At 40.2% G+C, this 18,389-nt stretch carries 16 protein-coding genes and 1 CRISPR repeat array; of the genes, 12 read left to right on the top strand and 4 right to left on the bottom strand.

Going from position 1 to position 18,389, the window contains the following annotated elements; genetic code table 11:
- Nucleotides 1-219 precede the first annotated feature (219 nt).
- From AC2JBO_RS31935 to AC2JBO_RS31915, 5 genes are read left to right on the top strand one after another with little or no spacing between them, the layout of a single operon-like run.
- Nucleotides 220-840, top strand: coding sequence for a sigma-70 family RNA polymerase sigma factor (locus AC2JBO_RS31935; RefSeq protein WP_496957654.1), 621 nt, complete (start codon nt 220-222; stop codon nt 838-840).
- Complete coding sequence (locus tag AC2JBO_RS31930) at nt 837-1,196, top strand: hypothetical protein (protein ID WP_496957653.1); 360 nt, start codon at nt 837-839, stop codon at nt 1,194-1,196. Before AC2JBO_RS31935 ends, AC2JBO_RS31930 begins: the two co-directional genes overlap by 4 nt.
- Before the next feature lie 15 nt (nt 1,197-1,211).
- Nucleotides 1,212-1,664: a Spy/CpxP family protein refolding chaperone gene (locus AC2JBO_RS31925; protein ID WP_496957652.1), complete on the top strand. Its 453-nt coding sequence runs from the start codon at nt 1,212-1,214 to the stop codon at nt 1,662-1,664.
- A complete protein-coding gene (locus AC2JBO_RS31920; protein WP_496957651.1) occupies nt 1,661-3,139 on the top strand; it encodes a DUF1800 domain-containing protein in 1,479 nt (492 codons plus the stop codon). The genes AC2JBO_RS31925 and AC2JBO_RS31920 overlap by 4 nt, the downstream gene beginning before the upstream one ends.
- A gap of 34 nt (nt 3,140-3,173) precedes the next feature.
- Entirely contained in the window at nt 3,174-4,397 is a 1,224-nt protein-coding gene (locus tag AC2JBO_RS31915; RefSeq protein ID WP_496957650.1) for a DUF1501 domain-containing protein, read from the top strand.
- Nucleotides 4,398-4,711: 314 nt separating this feature from the next.
- A CRISPR array of direct repeats spans nt 4,712-5,547; the repeat unit is 37 nt; unit sequence GTTTCTCACAACTACTTCTCCGTAAGGAGATTGAAAC.
- A 427-nt stretch (nt 5,548-5,974) separates the two neighbouring features.
- On the opposite strand, the gene AC2JBO_RS31910 is transcribed toward AC2JBO_RS31915, so the two are convergent.
- Both AC2JBO_RS31910 and AC2JBO_RS31905 read right to left on the bottom strand, forming a co-directional pair.
- Entirely contained in the window at nt 5,975-6,493 is a 519-nt protein-coding gene (locus tag AC2JBO_RS31910; RefSeq protein WP_496957649.1) for an orange carotenoid protein N-terminal domain-containing protein, read from the bottom strand.
- 256 nt (nt 6,494-6,749) lie between these two features.
- Nucleotides 6,750-7,241 (bottom strand): orange carotenoid protein N-terminal domain-containing protein, encoded by a 492-nt coding sequence (locus AC2JBO_RS31905; protein ID WP_496957648.1) that lies wholly within the window; start codon nt 7,239-7,241, stop codon nt 6,750-6,752.
- Nucleotides 7,242-8,315: 1,074 nt separating this feature from the next.
- On the opposite strand from AC2JBO_RS31905, the gene AC2JBO_RS31900 reads away from it, so the two are divergent.
- Nucleotides 8,316-8,708: a salt stress protein, Slr1339 family gene (locus AC2JBO_RS31900; protein WP_496957647.1), complete on the top strand. Its 393-nt coding sequence runs from the start codon at nt 8,316-8,318 to the stop codon at nt 8,706-8,708.
- Between the two features lie 17 nt (nt 8,709-8,725).
- Here the strand turns inward: AC2JBO_RS31900 and AC2JBO_RS31895 are convergent, their stop codons facing one another.
- Entirely contained in the window at nt 8,726-9,067 is a 342-nt protein-coding gene (locus AC2JBO_RS31895) for a winged helix-turn-helix transcriptional regulator (protein ID WP_496957656.1), read from the bottom strand.
- Between the two features lie 371 nt (nt 9,068-9,438).
- On the opposite strand from AC2JBO_RS31895, the gene AC2JBO_RS31890 reads away from it, so the two are divergent.
- The 6 genes from AC2JBO_RS31890 (at nt 9,439) to arsS (ending at nt 15,705) form a co-directional block, all read left to right on the top strand.
- On the top strand, nt 9,439-10,770 hold the full coding sequence (locus AC2JBO_RS31890) for an APC family permease (RefSeq protein WP_496957646.1): 1,332 nt from the start codon (nt 9,439-9,441) through the stop codon (nt 10,768-10,770).
- Between the two features lie 30 nt (nt 10,771-10,800).
- The gene (locus tag AC2JBO_RS31885) at nt 10,801-11,439 is read left to right on the top strand and encodes an SAM-dependent methyltransferase (protein ID WP_496957645.1); all 639 of its coding nucleotides are present in this window, start codon (nt 10,801-10,803) and stop codon (nt 11,437-11,439) included.
- A gap of 639 nt (nt 11,440-12,078) precedes the next feature.
- Nucleotides 12,079-12,366: a Mo-dependent nitrogenase C-terminal domain-containing protein gene (locus tag AC2JBO_RS31880; protein WP_496957644.1), complete on the top strand. Its 288-nt coding sequence runs from the start codon at nt 12,079-12,081 to the stop codon at nt 12,364-12,366.
- Between the two features lie 464 nt (nt 12,367-12,830).
- Nucleotides 12,831-13,505 (top strand): response regulator transcription factor, encoded by a 675-nt coding sequence (locus tag AC2JBO_RS31875; protein ID WP_496957643.1) that lies wholly within the window; start codon nt 12,831-12,833, stop codon nt 13,503-13,505.
- Nucleotides 13,506-13,661: 156 nt separating this feature from the next.
- Nucleotides 13,662-14,627 (top strand): arsenosugar biosynthesis arsenite methyltransferase ArsM, encoded by a 966-nt coding sequence (arsM, locus tag AC2JBO_RS31870; RefSeq protein WP_496957642.1) that lies wholly within the window; start codon nt 13,662-13,664, stop codon nt 14,625-14,627.
- 91 nt (nt 14,628-14,718) lie between these two features.
- Nucleotides 14,719-15,705, top strand: a complete 987-nt coding sequence (arsS, locus tag AC2JBO_RS31865) for an arsenosugar biosynthesis radical SAM (seleno)protein ArsS (protein ID WP_496957655.1) — start codon at nt 14,719-14,721, stop codon at nt 15,703-15,705.
- A 1,499-nt stretch (nt 15,706-17,204) separates the two neighbouring features.
- Here arsS and AC2JBO_RS31860 read toward each other — a convergent pair.
- Entirely contained in the window at nt 17,205-17,657 is a 453-nt protein-coding gene (locus AC2JBO_RS31860; RefSeq protein ID WP_496957641.1) for a TGS domain-containing protein, read from the bottom strand.
- Between the last annotated feature and the right edge of the window lie 732 nt (nt 17,658-18,389).

Raw genomic sequence — 18,389 nt, 5'->3', positions numbered from 1 at the left:
CGTGAAAGCACTGTATTTGGCGTTACATTGCTTGATAGTAATAGCTTGATAGTAATAGCTTGAAAGCACCCTACCCAATGCGCGTTGGCACCTCAAAATGCTTGAGTCAGTGACATTCAACTCTATGGTACAATATAAAATTTCTTTGTGTCTCTGTGGTAAAAAGAATAAATTCAGAATTTGTTTGAACCTTCTTGGCGCCTCTCCCAGTCTAAATAATTGAAAGCAACGAAACGGGGTAGAGGAGGCTTTGGTCGCGTGGTAGTTGTGGTAAGTAACAATATAGATGAAGGGTTGTATGATGAGACAGATATTAACTTGGTGCAACAGTGCCAAAAAGGGGATAGCCAAAGCTTCGGTATACTATATCGGCGCCATAGTCCGAAAGTTAGGTCAATACTATATCAGTTATGTGAACCATCATCATTAGATGATTTAGTGCAAGAAGTATTTTTACGTGCATTTAAAGGTTTAGCGAAGTTTCGTCAAACAGCTTCATTTTCTACTTGGTTATATCGTATCGCGTGGAATGTCGCTTCTGACCAAAGACAGGCAGTAACTACTAGACGTAAACATTTACAAACAATTAGCGAAAAAACTCCTACTCATCAAGAGGCGCCAGATTTAATGAACTTGCATTATCAAGATTTAGTGCAGCGAGGATTAGCAAGTTTGAGTTTCGAGCATCGCACAATTATTGTACTGCATGACTTGGAGGAAGTACCGCAAAAAGAAGTGGCGGAGATTTTAGAAATTCCTGTAGGAACGGTAAAGTCACGTTTGTTTCACGCGCGCACTGCAATGCGTAAATTTCTTCAACAGCAAGGAGTACAACTATGAATGATAATGATAACGACTTGGAACTAATTAATTTTATTCGTCAAAATCGTCCTCTTGTTCCTCCTAGTTCTCCTGACTTAGAAAACAAAATCTTACAACAGGTAGAGACGCAATTAATTGCGTCTCTACATAAGGAAAACATTTTACCTCGGCGCCACTCTTCTAAACATTTACGAATTTGGTTTGTATCATCAGCGGTAGCAGCAGGGTTAGTTGCGGCAGTAGTTAGTTATCGCAATATCATGTTACAACCAAGCGCGGCTGAACTAAGTAACTTAGAAGCGTTTATGGAAAACAATTGGCATGGAAGTTTTAGTAATCATCCCGAAGATGATGTTTTACAAGTAACTGATTAAATAATGGTAAAATTTATGTTGAGAAAGGGTGTTTTAATCACAGCTGTAATTATGACATTTGCAGGTGCCAGTGCGGTTACTGTCGCAAAATCAAATTTGCTTGTATCTCAAGTAACCGCTCAACCTACACCGACTCGTCCGCGTCAGGGATGGTTACAGCAGTTAGGGTTAACGCAACAGCAAATGCAGCAAATAAAACAAATTCGTCAGCAGTCAAAAGACAAAATTAAGCTGCAAAAACAAGCTGCGGAAAAAACAAAGCAAGAAATGCAAGCTTTGATGGCAAGTTCGGCGCCATCTAAAACGGTGCGAGAGAAATATAATCAACTCAAAAGTCAAAGACAACAGCTTGCTGATATCCAGTTTGAAAATACTCTTGCGATAAGAGAATTACTCAATTCGGAGCAACGGCAGAAATTTGCTGACCATATGTATCGAAATTCTTCTAAAAGCACTAAAAAACCATGAAAATCAAAACTAAATACTGGCTGATATCAATATTAATTATCCTTGTCGAAATTCTTCCTAGTGCTGCTGCTGTACCTGTTAACCCAAAAATCATACATCTGCTTAACCGTTTAAGTTTTGGCGCCAGTCCCGGAGACATACAGAAAGTAGAATCAATGGGTATTGAAAAATATATTCAACAACAATTGTCTCCAGATACAATACCTGAGTCGCAAACTCTAAACAACCAACTTTCGCAGTTAGAAACATTATCTTTAAGTTCGCAAGAATTAGCAACAGAATACAATAAAACCCCTAATAACGGGGAACTTACAGAGGAGGAAAAAAAAGCACGTCAAAAACGAATGCAGCAGGTAGTTTCGGAGGCAAGGCAAGCGCAGTTATTACGGGCTATTGAGAGTAATAGACAATTGCAAGCGGTGATGGTGGACTTTTGGTACAATCACTTTAATGTATATGCTAATAAAGGAAAAACAAAACTTTGGGTTGGAACTTACGAGCGTGATGCAATTAGACCCTATAGTTTAGGTAAGTTTCGTGATTTGTTGGAAGCTACCGCACGTCATCCAGCAATGTTATATTATCTCGATAACTGGCAAAATGTAACGGTTCAGGGGGCGCCTAATAGTCCAGGCGCCCGTGGCAGATATACAAGGTTAAATGAAAATTACGCGCGGGAGTTGATGGAATTACATACTTTGGGTGTAGATGGTGGTTATACACAGCAAGATGTAATAGCTTTGGCTAAAATTTTAACAGGGTGGGGTTTAAGTCGTAATCAACAACAAGGTGATAATTCAGGATTTTACTTTGATGCCAAACGACATGATTTTAGTGATAAAGTTTTTTTAGGACATACAATCAAAGGTAGTGGACAAGCAGAAGTTGAAGAAGCTTTAGATATTTTATCAAAACATCCAGCAACCGCGCGTCATATCAGTTATGAATTAGCGCAGTACTTTGTGAATGATAACCCATCCACCAGTTTAGTTAAAAGATTACAACAGCGTTATTTAGCGACAGACGGAAATATTCGTGAGGTATTAGCCACTTTATTTCAAAGTCCAGAATTTTGGAATGCTCAGAACTACAATGCTAAATTCAAAACTCCATATCAATACGTTATTTCTGCCGCGCGGGCAACAGGAATAGAAATTAGCAATACACAACCACTTGTAAATACATTACAACAGTTAGGTATGCCAATATTTGGTTGTCCAACACCAAATGGTTATCAAAACACAGAACAAGCTTGGTTGAACCCAGATGCAATGACACGTCGTCTCAGCTTTGCAACATCCCTTAGTAGTGGGCGCCTAAAACTATCATCACTAACTACTCAACCTGTAGAAGCTTCACAGCTAATAAATACTATAGGCTATATTTCTCCCAAAACTCTGAGTGTAATTAACTCAAACCCACCACAGCTTCAAGGCGCCTTAATTTTAGGAAGTCCAGAATTCATGCGACGCTAAATCAATATAAAACTAAATCACTCCAAACATATATATGAATAGACGTAACTTTCTCATTCAAACAGGAATATTTTCCACAACTATTTTAACAGCAATTGGAAGTCATGCTTTAATAGCAAGAACCGCGAATCCTAAAACTAACCCAAAGCGGTTAATTGTGATTTTCTTACGAGGAGCAGTTGATGGGTTAAGTGTCGTCGTTCCATACACAGAACAAGCTTACTATGAAGCTAGACCAAAAATAGCGATACCTCAACCTGGGAAAGAGGGGGGAGTGTTTGACCTAGACGGACGTTTTGGACTACATCCAGCTTTGGCGCCATTAACATCAATGTGGCAACAAAAAACTTTAGCGTTTGTTCATGCGTGCGGTTCCCAGGATGCAACTCGGTCGCATTTTGACGCTCAAGATTATATGGAAAGCGGTACACCAGGTGTTAAGCGTACTGTTGATGGTTGGATGAACCGTTTACTTACCGTTGAAAGCGAACGTTCTCCAATTCAAGCTGTAAGTGTGGGAGCAGTAACACCAAGAATATTATCTGGTAAAGCGCCAGTTGCGAACATTGCTTCAGGTAGAGGCGCCGTCAATAATTTATTAATAGATAAACCACAAATAACAGCTGCATTTAACCAACTATATAACGCTAAAGATAAATTAAGCCAAACCTACAAAGAAGGAATAGAAGCACGTCAAGCATTGATGAAAGACTTAGATGCAGAAATGCAAATGGCTAATAATGGGGCACCTTTACCAAATGGTTTTTCCATAGATGCAAAAAGACTAGGGCAACTAATGGCAAAAGACCCTAGAATAGAAATCGGATTTATGGCAGTAGGTGGTTGGGACACGCATGTAAATCAGGGTAACAGTAAAGGGCAACTAGCCAGAAATTTAGAATCATTAGGCAAAGGATTACAAACCCTAGTTAATAACTTAGGCACAGTATATCAAGACACAACAATACTAGTCATGTCAGAATTTGGGAGAACAGTGCGAGAAAACGGCAACTCAGGGACAGACCACGGTCACGGAAACGTCATGTGGATACTAGGAGGAAAAATTAACGGAGGTAAAGTATACGGTCAATTTCCAGGGTTAGACAACAACCAACTATACCAGGAAAGAGACCTAGCAATCACAACCGACTTCAGAGAAGTAATAGCCTACATACTAGAAAAACATTTAAACTTAGACGACAACAAATTAAACCAAGTACTACCCAACTACACCCCCCAAAACACCATAAAATTGTAGGTTGGGTGGAGGCTTTGCGGAACCCAACACATCCACAAAAAAATTGTTAAGTTCATACAGGCGCCGCAATGGCTGGTAAAATAGTAAACTATATACTATTAGACAACCTATATTTTGGCAGACCAAAGCGGGAGCTAAAACCTAGGGGGTTCCGCCAAAACGCTCAGAACCTAGACAACATAATACTTACAGCAGTTGAATGTTTCTAATAATTGAGAAACTGTTTCAATACGTGCGCCTGAAATGGCACCTTTTTTTAGACCTGCCAAAATCCACTCTAGAAACCCCTTTCTGTAATGGTTACAGGCGCCGGGGTTTCTCACAACTACTTCTCCGTAAGGAGATTGAAACTTGCCTTGACGCAAGCGATTTATCAAACCATTGTTACGTTTCTCACAACTACTTCTCCGTAAGGAGATTGAAACACACCTATACTTGAAGGGCTAGCTTTAGCTGCAGTTTCTCACAACTACTTCTCCGTAAGGAGATTGAAACCGCAAACTATTAAGACTTGTTATAGTTTGTATGTACGGTTTCTCACAACTACTTCTCCGTAAGGAGATTGAAACTAATTCAGATGTTCTTGCGCTTTTTAAATCTTCGTTTCTCACAACTACTTCTCCGTAAGGAGATTGAAACTGTCGATTATTTAGCTACGTCGCCTTGGAATTTAAGTTTCTCACAACTACTTCTCCGTAAGGAGATTGAAACTCGCAAGCCGACTACTCCTCAACAAAAAGAGGTAAGTTTCTCACAACTACTTCTCCGTAAGGAGATTGAAACTTAAAACTTGTTATGAAAGTTTCACTCAATGCTCTGTTTCTCACAACTACTTCTCCGTAAGGAGATTGAAACCTTTAGAAGTGTCAAGAGTAAAACGTACCACCTTAAGTTTCTCACAACTACTTCTCCGTAAGGAGATTGAAACACTCCGCTCCTCACTGGGTTAATACTGATTATTATAGTTTCTCACAACTACTTCTCCGTAAGGAGATTGAAACTCTTTATAAGCCATGCCTTATCACGCATGAACTGTTTGTTTCTCACAACTACTTCTCCGTAAGGAGATTGAAACCATAACGTTTAAAGCCTGTGTATTCAATTTGGAAATACGTTTCTCACAACTACTTCTCCGTAAGGAGATTGAAACTTGCAATACGAAACTATTGCCCAAAATGGCGATGGTGCCGTTTTGTTTGTAGTTATTCATTCCCTATTTGGTCAATGGCTTTTGATTTACCTCCTGAATAACGTAATGGGCTTTTTATCATAGCTTTTGACATAACCTATATTTTTGATTAACATTTATATCATGTCTGCTAGCATAACTGTAATTAAATTTTTATAGAGACGCGCGGAAAGTTTAGGAAGACAAATGTAAAATTCCCGACTTCTTGAATAAAAAAATCGGGAATATTAATGTACCTATTAATAAACCTGTTAGTAAACTATTTACCCAATTTTTTCAATAAATAGTATTTTGACGAGGCGCCACTTCTCCTCTAACCATGATGTGTTTAAATTATAGTAAATTTTTTTTGTAAACCAGGTTATTTAAATAACCTGGTTGTTTAGAATTAAAGTGCTTTCTTTAAAATAGACACCAAATCTTCAACGCTAGGAGTTCCAACTAATTCCAAGATTTCAGAAACTCGTTCATTTGGCATATGGTCAGCAGGGATACCAACAATAGATTTGCCTAGGTTTTGTCCTAACTGAAACCAAAAAAACAATCTAGAGTCAGCACTTAATCCATCATACTGCTTGGTAGAAATAGAAGTTTCTTCATTGCCAGTAAATAGTTCACCGAGCGCTTTACTTGGATTTGTATCTAACCCAGTTTCTCCATCGCTTTGTTTTCCAGCAACTAACTGACGCAAAAAATCTACCTGTTGCTCAGAGGATAAATTCTGAACTTGCTTAACTAAATTAGTAGCATCTTCGTCAACTACATGATTTTGTGAAACAGTTGGAGCAATTTCTGCAGACACTTCTCCGTATAACTGAGCTAAAACAGTTAATTTATCGTCTGCATCTAATGCTCTGTATTTTAGTACTACAGTTTCTACATTTTTTACATCTTCTGTAAAAGTCATAACAGTCTCCAATTCACAAATTAAATTTTGATTTTTTTCTCTACGGCTTTCCTTTTGGCTCACATACACCAGATGTTTGCCGTCACAGTTATTACTAGATTAAAAAATTTGACTCGCCAATTTCACTGTTAAAAGATAGAAGTGTCATTATACCTCTTGAGATAGAAGCTAGGCAATGCCAAAGTTTGGAATTATACAACAAACAAGCCCGCTGCCGGCGGGCTTTGCTCGTGCGACATCCTTAAGGGTGTCGATTTTAAATTTCAGCACCTGGTTTAGCTTCGGCGCCCATTGGTGCTACGTAGTCACGGAAAATGGTCATTTGCTGTTCAAACTCTTTTCCCTTAACTTGGTCGAACACTTGTTGTGCAGAACCAGAAAGCTTGTAATCTGCGGGAACTGAAATAATAGTACCGTTATCCATACCTTGAGCAAGTAGATACCAGAAAAGCAACTTTGTGGTATCGCCAAGTGAACCATACTCACGACTTAGTTGAGTATCTGCCTTGTTAATCAAGTCTCTTTGAAGTTGTAACTGTTCTTCGTGAGACAATTCCTTAACTTGGTTAAACAGACCTTCCGCAATTGCACTTGAAGCTGTACTGGCGCCTGGAGCAGCAGGAGTTACAGAACTGCCCATTTCTTTGTATATAAACCAAAATACTGCTAATTGGTCATCTACATCCAAGCCGCTAATAGCTTGTGTAACTTGATTAATTTCTTGGTTGGGACTTTGAGTATAAGTCATGATTGCCTCCGATTAGTCATTTATGCCCTTATGTAGCAAACTTATCAAAACATCATTTCCTAATTAACCCCACCAAAGACAGATGTGTCTCAATCAAAAAGAATAACAATTTGGAATAGTGATGAGTCGCTTTTTGTGGTAAAGGACAGAATTGTAAACTCGAGCGAAGGTTTACAAAACAAAGAAACACAAACCTTAATTTAAATTCTCCTGTGGTAATTTCTTGTGGAGCGAGCATCCCTGCCCGCCTCACAACTGCACAAAGCATTCTACAGTCAACCCTACTTTTGTAATTTTTCTTTCTTATAAATGATAAATTCTAGGAATATGTGATATTACAACGTCTGAATGTTTAGGAAGTGTAATTACAAATTGTTTTACGTTAATATCTAAAGCTGATATTTTTTGAGAATCTGCCAATATTTTTGCTCTGACATTAGGAGCAAAGCATTGAATAAACATTGTTTTCGTCTCTGGGTCAAAGTTGAAATTACATGTTCCCCAAAACGGAAATTTATACGTGATGAACTCTAAAATCACTTGCATATAGCTCATATCTATTTATCCTTAACCACTAGATACATAAACAAGCAAAAGCAATAAACCCAACTGCGCTTATCTGCACAAACACGAAAAGTAGCCATTGCCTAGGTTTGATGAACATAAATTTCAAATAAATTAGTTCTCATCATTTACATACTCATGCGAAACTAGGAAACAAATATCAACCAACGATTTTGTCTCCAGAACAATAAATTCAGTAATTATCTTAACTACATAGAGCGAAGTTAAAATAATTACATTGATATTCCTTATACATTGCATCAGTCTAACTTAACATTAATTTTAAAACTAGCAATAAATGTAAAGATATATGAAAATATATCGACGGATGTAACAGTACTTACGTAGATTGACAGTTAACAAATTTATGTGTGTGTACGAGAGTGGCGCCTTCACCCAACCTACAAAATGCAATCAACCATCCGTTGCATCCGCTTATCATCCGTTGCCAAGGTCTTATATTTGTAGATAAACTAAAAATCTTATAGAGAATATAGTACCCACAAACTTATGGATGAGATAGATAAGCTGCTTGCTGATATCAAGCAAGAATATGCAGAAGCAAAACCAATACATTCAAACCAAGTTCCGTTTAAACACACAGTATCATCACTAGATAAATCTGCTTTTGGTGTTGATAAACTGCTTGCGGATGTAAAAGCAGATTTTGAGGAGAAAGATTTAGCGCAGTCGTTATTACAGCAACAAGAATTAGAAGCTGAACGAGTTCGTATTGAGGAGTTAAAGTCCAAAAAGCGCGAAGCTTTGAAGCAACAAGCTGCTTTATGGTTGGAACAGTTAGAACCACTTTCACCCGAAGGACTTTGGTTTGATAGTTTTGCCCAAGGATATTCGTCTAAGTTAGATGCAGCAGTTGAGTATTTAGAAGGATTGGAAGCTTAATTATTATTTATCAGTTTTTATTTACTGCCTGAATGTTGTAAATACTGAACACCCCATTCATGCATTGCATAGAGTAGGGGTTTAAGGGTTTCTCCTAAAGGTGTTAGGGAATACTCTACTTTTGGTGGAATTTGCGGATATACCTGGCGTTTAACAATTCCATCGTCTTCGAGTTCGCGCAGTTGTTGAGTGAGCATTTTTTGAGTGACTCCAAGCAACGCGCGCTGTAATTCTCCAAAACGTCTAACATCTGCCATCAACTCACGAATAATCAAAACCTTCCAGCGGCCTCCTATAACTTTTATCGTCGATTCAACTTCACACGTTAATCTATCATGATTTTCAGAGTTTAGCTGCATAGTCTTTACAAGCGTGTTTACTGCTGCCATCATTCTGACACACTCTATAGCAATTAATCTTTATTCTCTAACAAATAAAATTTAGTATTTTGGGAAAAATAGCATCTCCCAAAAGTCGTATTTATTTAGAGGCTAGAAATGCAGTTTGATTATAAATAATTTATTAAAATATTTTCATAAAACTTTCACGGCAGATTTATTTAACTTTTGAATGATTAATGATGTACAAACGTACAAGTCTTTTCTTTAGTATACACATATCAACCGTATTACAACGTATGCGAATGATACAAAGTCATGATTAAAACGTTATCAAAACTAATGTTTATGCTTTTCAATTGATTCAAACGGCAAATCACCAAACTACTGTTATGACATCAAAAACTACACTGCCTCAGTCAGCAACATCTACTCCAAAGCCAACGCTTAGTACTGTCGATGCAGGTGCTTTGATAGTGGGAATGGTTGTTGGTGTAGGCATTTTCGAGACACCTGCTGTGGTGGCAAAAAACGCAGCGAATGCACAAGTTGCGCTAACTGCTTGGTTCCTGGGTGGGATAATGTCATTAGTCGGCGCCTTATGTTATGCCGAGTTAGCAACTGCATTTCCACACGCGGGTGGAACTTATTATTATATACAGCGTGCATTTGGTAACAAGCTGGCGTTTCTATTTGCTTGGGCACGTATGGCAGTTGTCCAACCTGGTTCAATTGCTCTGTTGGGATTTGTGTTTGGAGATTATGTTTCACAACTTTTACCGTTGGGAGAATTTTCTTCAGCTATCTACGCTGTTTTGACTGTTTTACTGCTGACGTTTTTAAATATTGTCGGTATTAATACAGGTAGATGGACGCAGAATCTTCTTACTGCTGCCAAGGTATTAGGACTATTACTAGTTATTGGTGCTGGTATTTTCATTGCTACTGCTGAACCTGTTAGTGGGGCGCCTACTACAAATCAAACCACCACTTTTGGATTAGCAATGGTATTTGTATTGCTTACCTACGGTGGATGGAATGAAGCTGCATATCTTTCTGCGGAGGTACGCGGCGCCCGTCGGAACATGGTAAAGGTATTATTAGGAAGTATCGCTGTCATCACGGTTATTTATCTATTAATTAACCTCGCATATCTACACGGTTTGGGTATGGTTGAGATGGCAAAGTCCAAGGCGCCTGCAGCAGAATTAATGCGTCGTGCGTTGGGTGAAGGTGGAGCAAAGTTTCTTAGCTTTCTCATCGCAATTTCTGCTTTAGGAGCAGCTAACGCCACCATTTTTACTGGCGCCCGTAGTAATTATGCACTTGGAAAAGACTTCAAAAAATTTGCCTTTCTCGGTCGTTGGAGTACTAAGAGTACACCCGCAAATGCTCTGTTGGTTCAAGGTATCATAACCTTTGCACTAATAATACTAGGCGCCATAACTCGTAACGGGTTTCAAGCAATGGTAGAATATACAGCCCCAGTATTCTGGTTCTTCTTCCTATTGTCTGGTATAGCCTTATTTGTATTGCGTCGTCGTGAACCAGAAATTGATCGTCCTTTCAAAGTACCCTTCTATCCTATTGTCCCCTTACTATTTTGTGCAACCTGTGCATACTTGCTGTATTCGAGTATTAACTATACAGGGTATCGTGGTGCTGTCGGCGTTATTGTTCTATTAACTGGAGTTCCCATACTGCTTTTAGGCAATAAAAAATAATCCAATTTTATCGGAGTTACATCTTACGTTATGTTATCGCTTAAAATTTCCCTCTTCTTCTTGAGTGTCAGCAGCTTATTTTTAGCAAGTTGCACACAACAAGTTAACTCGAAAGACGTTGCTGAGGCGCCAACAACTTCATCACAAACAGTACAAGTACAACAAACCACACAAACACAACCGCGCGAACGTACACCAGATGTTGTCTATGTACCAACACCAACGGAAGTAGTAGACAAAATGTTGGAAGTTGCCAAAGTTAGAAAAGACGATATTCTTTTTGACCTTGGCAGTGGTGACGGTAGAATTCCTATTACTGCTGCAAAAAGATTTGGGACAAGAGGAACTGGAATTGATATTGACCCAGACCGTGTCAAAGAAGCAAACGAAAACGCTAAAAAAGCAGGTGTTACTGATAAAGTGACATTCCTTCAGCAAGACTTATTCAAGAGTGACTTTAGTAAAGCTACAGTAGTAACACTCTATTTGTTACCTGAACTCAACGTCAAACTGCGATCACAGCTTTTTCAACAACTCAAACCCGGTACTCGTATAGTTTCCCATGCTTTTGATATGGGTGACTGGAAACCAGAGAAGACTCTTAACGTTAATGGTCGAACCGTTTACTACTGGACTATACCAAAACAAATCCCTGCAAACCTTAAGTAAAGACCAGATCTAATGTAGAGACGCGATTAATTGCGCCTCTACAATGTATGAATTTAATTAAATGTATTGGCATCACCAAAAAGCGGAAATATTTTATTTACTTTTTGGTCTTGACGCCAAGTTATTAAAAATGCTGTAATACCTCCGCTAATAGGAAAGACATTTGCTGAAATAAATCTTACGGCGTTGTATAATCGTTGAATTTATATATAGTCAACAATCTATTCAATTGCATCGTTATATAGTATAAAAATACTGAGGTGAAGAATGTAAGTGCGTTCCAATACAGGAACAGACTAAAACGGACAGCCATATATAGTGGTTCATGTCAATAGTTTTGGTTGTTTTGTGTTCTTTATTCTTCCTTTGCGCGCTTTGCGTACTTTGCGGTTCGTTTTTTCTACACCCCAAAACTATTGACATGAACCAATAGATAGGGACAGGCGAGACGCCTATCTGAAGGGATTTATTTAATTAAGGCAAAATTATCCGGAACGTGACTGCTGGTAACTGTAGTTAAAGATGTTCCTAAAACAAGGAACAAAATGCATAAGTTGAAAAACACAGACCTATATAAATATTAGAAGGGATTCACACCCCGACTACTAAAGTAAACTCTAAATTATCAGGAAAACTATTATGACATCCTTAACTCAACTCCAACCACAAAAAGATTTATTGTCTGCTGTACGTCAACGACTCGAATCTATCGAGGTAAAAAATTCACAGTTTGCACACTTCCTATGTAAGCTTATTCCTTCTCAATGTCCCTTTGAACGCGATGTTGTAGTATTTGGCAAGAAACTTTTTCATATTCCTCCAATGTGCAAATTAAATCCTTTCTATGAGCAAGTCGTTTATTTACGCTTCAAAGCATTATGCTATCTTGCTGATGTTTGTGGCGAAGACGTAACCGCTTATTGTTAGTTCCTTTAATTTGATTTGGATTTGATTTCTGCCTCTCTACAAATTGATTTTACCTCCAAGAATATACCGCAGCGCGCGCCAATAGTATTTTAATCGCTTTAATTATATCTTTTCCCTAGTTCTTGCCATATATGTATATTGTGGCGTATATGTATAATCTTTATCTACTTTTTATATCCGTATTCCCAAAGATTCTCGGCTTCTGTCAAAGAAGTTGAGAATCTTATCAAGTTTTGATGACAAGTTACAAGCATAAATGAGTAATTTAATTTAACATTGCAACAAATCTTATCAATTGGTTTTAGTTTATGCTTGTATAATCTGAAATATTAATGTTGACAGTAGTATGTAAATAATAACACACCAAAATGAAATTGCAATCAAAAAAATCTTGGTAAAAAATGTTGCTTAATGTTCTGATAAATCTGTTCTGTTAGTTTAAAAAGTCGAGAGTGAAAAAATCAATGACAGCCCATATTTTAGTAGTAGAAGACGAAGTTAAGCTCGCGCGATTTGTGGAGATGGAGCTTGGGTATGAAGGGTATAAAGTTACAGTCGAGCATGACGGAGTAACAGGTTTGAGTGTAGCACGGGAGTCACAACCGGACTTAGTGATAGTAGATTGGATGTTGCCTGGGTTATCAGGGTTAGAAGTTTGCCGACGTTTACGAACGACTGGTGATCAAGTGCCAGTTATATTATTAACGGCAAAAGACGAAGTTAGCGACAGGGTAGCTGGGTTGGATGCAGGTGCAGATGATTATGTCGTTAAACCTTTTAGTGCGGATGATTTATTAGCACGAGTCCGCGCGCATGTGCGGAGGACGCAACAAGTAGACGCTGATTTGCTACAATTTGAAGACCTAAGCCTTCACAAAAAGACACGACAAGTGAAGCGTAGCGATAGAAATATAGATTTAACAACAAAAGAATTCGATTTGCTTGAGTATCTAATTTCGCATCCGCGACAAGTAATTTCACGGGATAGAATTTTGGAAGCGGTTTGGGGATACACTTTTATGGGTGACTCCAATATTATCGAAGTCTATATCCGCTACTTGCGTATTAAGCTCGAAGCAGAACATGAAAAACGCTTAATACATACAGTACGTGGTGTAGGTTACGTGTTACGCGAGTAATATTCATTTCATTTTTAACGCAATAGATACAGAGACGTTACATGTGTAGAGACGTTATATGTAACGTCTCTACGACTATTGGCATGGATTATTACATTAATTTAAAAGTAAAATGGTTAAAAATCAGGCAAAATAACGGCATAATCCAAAATCCAGATGACTTACTTAGAAACAGCAGCGCAATTTTACAGTGATGTTGCCGAAACTCCGCAGGTAGGACTTTGTTGTGTTCAAAGTACACCTCTACAGCTACCGGGTTTAAAAATTCCGCACAAGATGAAGGAAATGAACTACGGTTGTGGAACTACCGTACACCCAACAGAACTTAGTAACCAGCCAACTGTTTTATATGTGGGTGTTGGTGGTGGACTCGAAGCTTTACAGTTTGCTTACTTTTCTCCTCGTCCAGGTGGAGTTATTGCAGTTGAACCAGTAGCCGCAATGCGTTCCGCTGCTAAAATCAATCTGGAAACTGCAAAAAAAGAGAATGCTTGGTTTGATACAAGCTTTGTAGAAATACTAGAGGGTGATGCTTTCAATTTACCTGTTGCGGATGCCTCGGTAGATGTAGTCGCACAAAATTGTTTATTTAATATATTTGAAAAACAAGACTTAACTCGCGCGCTGAGTGAAGCGTATCGAGTTCTTAAACCAGGTGGGCGCCTACAAATGAGCGACCCCATTGCTACAACTCCGATACCAGAACATTTACAGCGCGATGAACGGTTACGCGCGATGTGTTTATCAGGCGCCTTGACTTATGATGAATATATTCAGCATGTTATTGACGCTGGTTTTGGGCAAATCGAAATTCGTGCTAGGCGCCCATATCGTTTGTTAGATGCACATAATTATAACTTGTCTGAGCATCTTCTATTAGAAAGTCTTGATTCGGTATCTTTTAAAGTTCCTATTCCCGAAGACGGAGCATGTGTATTCACCGGTAAAACTGCAATATATGGTGGAAGAGAAGAATATTTCGACGATAACAACGGTCACATACTTCAAGCTGGCATTCCGCTTGCTGTATGCGATAAAACAGCGAAAAAATTATCAAAATCAACTTCATATTTAATAATTACTGATTCGACTTGGCATTATGTAGGGGGTGGATGTTGTTAGAATAAACAAAATTCCCGACATGAAAGGAACGCACGTCGGGAATTATAGCAAATTTCTGTGCCTACTAAATGTCTATTAGATTTAATTTATGATGATTACTTCGAGCATCACACCTTTCAAAGAGAAATTGGGGTCACCTCTTTCCAAGCAAAAAATTACTGTATTACAAATCAATTTGGGCAAACGCTGTAATTTGGCTTGTTCCCATTGTCATGTTGAAGCAGGACCGAAGCGAACTGAGGAGTTATCACCAGAAATTTGTCTAGAATTAATTCAATTAATTGGAAAATTCCCACAAATCAAAATTGTTGACTTGACAGGTGGGGCACCGGAAATGAATTATGGTTTTAATCAACTTGTCTCAGCAGCGAGAAAACACGAAAAACAAGTGATAGTTCGCTCGAATTTGACGATTTATTTTGAACCAGGTTTTGACTATCTTCCTGAATACTTTGCTACTCATCAGGTGCGAGTCGTCGCTTCCTTACCTTGCTACATAGCAGATAATGTTGATAACATGAGGGGAAAAGGTGTTTTCGACGCTTCTATACAGGCACTCCAATGGTTAAACCGACTCGGTTACGGTACGGCGCCTCAATTAATTTTAGATTTAGTATACAATCCACTGCTCCCCACCAGCGATAAATTTTCTCTGGCGCCGAATCAGAAAAATCTCGAAAACGACTATAAACATTTTTTGAAAAACAATTTTAATATTTCCTTCAATAACCTGTTCACAATCACCAACTTACCAGTCGGCAGAACAAAATTCCATTTAGAGCGTACAAAGTTATACAAACCCTACTTAGAATTTTTGGAATCACATTTTAACTCGGAGACAGTAGGAAATTTGATGTGTCGCGACGAGATATCTATAGATTATCAAGGTAACGTTTACGATTGCGACTTTAACCAAATGATGAATTTACCTGCTATTACCTGTGATGGAGAAGCGTTGACAGTTGCCAAGTTACTGGCAGCAGACAACTTGGATTTAATAAACGAAGTGCAAACTCTCTCTTATTGCTACGGATGTACTGCTGGAAGTGGGTCGAGTTGTGGTGGAGCCTTAGTATAAAGTAGAAGAACGTAATACATTGATCAGGTACTTTTGAGTCTCCGTTTCAAAAACTGTTACCAACATCAAGCTTGTGATGAATGAGCTTACTATAAAACACAGTTATGCTTCTCACATTACCCCAAAAGCCGTGGACCCCTCCCAAAAGCCACGGTTTTTACTTTTCGGGTACACACACACCATAAAGGTGGTTTCGTTGACTGAGTGAACTTAGTAGTTGAACTTAATGGTTCATTTTCGCTCTGTGTACTTTGTGTCTATCCTTTGGGAAGACTTAGGTCTACGTGGCCAAGATTTTGTTCAAAAGCCACGTAGACGCAAAGGACACAATCAATACAATGATAGCTCAAAGAAAGGCGCCTCAAATTGCTTTACAGTTTTAAAGGTGAAAGTAAAGGTAAAAGTATTATTATTGCAAAAAATATTCTGTAAAGTAGAACGAGTATCGTTACTACTGAATAACGACACTTATGTATAAATACTGAAGTCAATTCAATATTTAAGTGTTTATGATCAACGTGTATTTAGAGTGTAGTTGATTTTACACAACTATTTGTCAGGATCAGCTGAAAACTCGCTACAGACATAACACTACGAGTTTATACACGTATGATGAATTTATTCAATGCTAATTTTTACCGTTCCGTTAATCCAGACCTTGCTAATTTTAGTGATGCTCAAGCCTTAGGGCACTGCTGCTGCTGTTGAGGCTGCTGCAACTGCCGCTGCTGCAACTGCCGCTGCCGCTACCTGTATGCTGCAAGCGCTGTCGTTCCTGCTGCTGCGCAGGGCCCTGCCGCCGCTGCTGTGGTTGCTCAAGCAGACGATCAGCAGCCACACCTTGTCTTCCATGAAAGCAATCCTGGTGGAAGCTCTCCAGCACAGCTGGCCCTACTGCTGCTGTTGCTACTGCTGCTGCATTCAGGCAATTGCCACAGCAGCAATGCCAGCCGCACCTTGTCTCCCATGAAGCAGTCGTAGTAGAAGCCCTCCTCCAGAGAAGGGCCAATGGTGAGATCCACACCAAACTCCAGCTCAAGCACTTGGCCCAACACGTGCGCTGACGAGTGCCAGAAGGTCTGCGGCAGCAGCAGACAAAGCAACATGTTCACACATTGAGGCAACAGGTGAAGAGCCATTGCACACTGACGAAGAGAAAAATGGGGGGAGTACAGTGGTGTCCAGAAGAAGTGCTAAGGTATTGCAACCTGTGCTTTGCATGCCAAGCAGAGCTGTACCAAGATGGTTGAGACATGTCAATTGTGATGCACAAGAGATGCCATCAATCTCTGCGCAGCACACTCATGGCACTTGTATGCTTGCATTTGCTTCTGCCAGTGCAGTGCCACAGGCTGCCAGCCAGTCCCCACTTAACTGACCACCTGGACGGGCTTCCAACAAGTAGAGCTCTATTTTCACAAGCTGCATGCACAAACACTGCAGCCACTCCTGCAGGACATGCACAGCAGAACGCTGCAACTGCCGCAGCCACCGCTGCGCTACTGCTGTGCACAAGCCCTAGCTGCCCAGGTACAGCCCATGCTGCTACCAGCTGCTGCAGGGCGCACCTCCTTGCCCTCTGGATCATCAAAGTTGTGCAGGGAGAGCGAACAGTCGCCCTCCAGGGGCCTGAACAGGTCCCACACTTCGCCATCCACCTTGGCCACTACCACTTTCTTTGCCAGGCTTTTTGAGATGTCGTTGGCCACATCCAGCGGGGTGGTCACACCTTTAATGCCTGACTTCTTTGCTCCGTCCGGCAGCACCACGGTGATTGGCACGTTTGCTGCTTTGGCTGCCTCTACAGCTGCCACATCCCGGGCCCTGTACTGCTCAAACAGTTCAACGCGCTTGCTGTAGTATGGTTTCTTGGCGTTAACGATCTCTTGAAAAGAGGCACCCCCCTCAAGGGAGAGCCCCTGCACAGCAGCAGCCACTCCGTCTTCGCCCATAGTGCGTGCTTTGTGTTGATCAACGGTCCAATTCTGTCCTTTGCAAGCAAGTGTTACAGAGATCACTTGGTAGCTGCGTGCAGCGAGCATGCGATGTGGTAGTCATTCGGTTACTGATGTTCTGTCTGCACATGGCCCGGGCAGTAAGCTTGATGCCTCGACCAGCGTAGTATGGACCATGTAATCGTTGCCCCGAACACTTTGCCAACAGCTTACAATACCTTGCTGGTAGGTCAGGCATCAGGCACTGCAGTTCAATCCATGTGCCAGGCTGGCACACCTGCCGCAGCGGTGCTGACCGCCTTTGCGCGTGATGTGTCTACTCTACTTCTCCTCGACTACTAAACCTCCCTGCAACATCAGCAGCTGCTGCAGAATCCCTCAGGGCAGCGTTACAAGCACAAGACATTGCAACAAAAATCCAGCTGAAGTATTGCCATTGCTGCGGCAGCCGCGCATCATCATGCATGTCAGCGCATGTGCACAATTACATGGAGCGTCCCTGGTACTCGGCACATTGCCCTCCTGAAAGCCCGCCAAAATAGCACAGCCGCAACGGGGCTGCCAGCACGATGCGTGCTACAGCCACAATCCGCCCCAGCCACAAAGGCATCATACTGCATCAGGGCATGGCCATTACTTGTGCTGCAATCATGTCCTTCACGCTGGACGCCAGCGCAGGGTCAGGTGCTGCAACTGTCACACGGAACTGCATGCGGTTCTGAGGGTTGC

It is taken from the genome of Calothrix sp. CBUCES-K 9914 (genome assembly GCF_059640475.1).
This window is presented reverse-complemented; position numbering and strand designations above follow the sequence as displayed.

What these genes read in the sequence shown, in the direction of transcription:
- AC2JBO_RS31930 (WP_496957653.1), top strand. Translation starts at nt 837, where the DNA reads ATGAATGATAATGATAACGACTTGGAACTAATTAATTTTATTCGTCAA.
- AC2JBO_RS31925 (WP_496957652.1), top strand. Translation starts at nt 1,212, where the DNA reads ATGTTGAGAAAGGGTGTTTTAATCACAGCTGTAATTATGACATTTGCA.
- AC2JBO_RS31920 (WP_496957651.1), top strand. Translation starts at nt 1,661, where the DNA reads ATGAAAATCAAAACTAAATACTGGCTGATATCAATATTAATTATCCTT.
- AC2JBO_RS31915 (WP_496957650.1), top strand. Translation starts at nt 3,174, where the DNA reads ATGAATAGACGTAACTTTCTCATTCAAACAGGAATATTTTCCACAACT.
- AC2JBO_RS31910 (WP_496957649.1), bottom strand. Translation starts at nt 6,493, where the DNA reads ATGACTTTTACAGAAGATGTAAAAAATGTAGAAACTGTAGTACTAAAA.
- AC2JBO_RS31905 (WP_496957648.1), bottom strand. Translation starts at nt 7,241, where the DNA reads ATGACTTATACTCAAAGTCCCAACCAAGAAATTAATCAAGTTACACAA.
- AC2JBO_RS31900 (WP_496957647.1), top strand. Translation starts at nt 8,316, where the DNA reads ATGGATGAGATAGATAAGCTGCTTGCTGATATCAAGCAAGAATATGCA.
- AC2JBO_RS31895 (WP_496957656.1), bottom strand. Translation starts at nt 9,067, where the DNA reads ATGCAGCTAAACTCTGAAAATCATGATAGATTAACGTGTGAAGTTGAA.
- AC2JBO_RS31890 (WP_496957646.1), top strand. Translation starts at nt 9,439, where the DNA reads ATGACATCAAAAACTACACTGCCTCAGTCAGCAACATCTACTCCAAAG.
- AC2JBO_RS31885 (WP_496957645.1), top strand. Translation starts at nt 10,801, where the DNA reads ATGTTATCGCTTAAAATTTCCCTCTTCTTCTTGAGTGTCAGCAGCTTA.
- AC2JBO_RS31880 (WP_496957644.1), top strand. Translation starts at nt 12,079, where the DNA reads ATGACATCCTTAACTCAACTCCAACCACAAAAAGATTTATTGTCTGCT.
- AC2JBO_RS31875 (WP_496957643.1), top strand. Translation starts at nt 12,831, where the DNA reads ATGACAGCCCATATTTTAGTAGTAGAAGACGAAGTTAAGCTCGCGCGA.
- arsM (WP_496957642.1), top strand. Translation starts at nt 13,662, where the DNA reads ATGACTTACTTAGAAACAGCAGCGCAATTTTACAGTGATGTTGCCGAA.
- arsS (WP_496957655.1), top strand. Translation starts at nt 14,719, where the DNA reads ATGATTACTTCGAGCATCACACCTTTCAAAGAGAAATTGGGGTCACCT.
- AC2JBO_RS31860 (WP_496957641.1), bottom strand. Translation starts at nt 17,657, where the DNA reads ATGGGCGAAGACGGAGTGGCTGCTGCTGTGCAGGGGCTCTCCCTTGAG.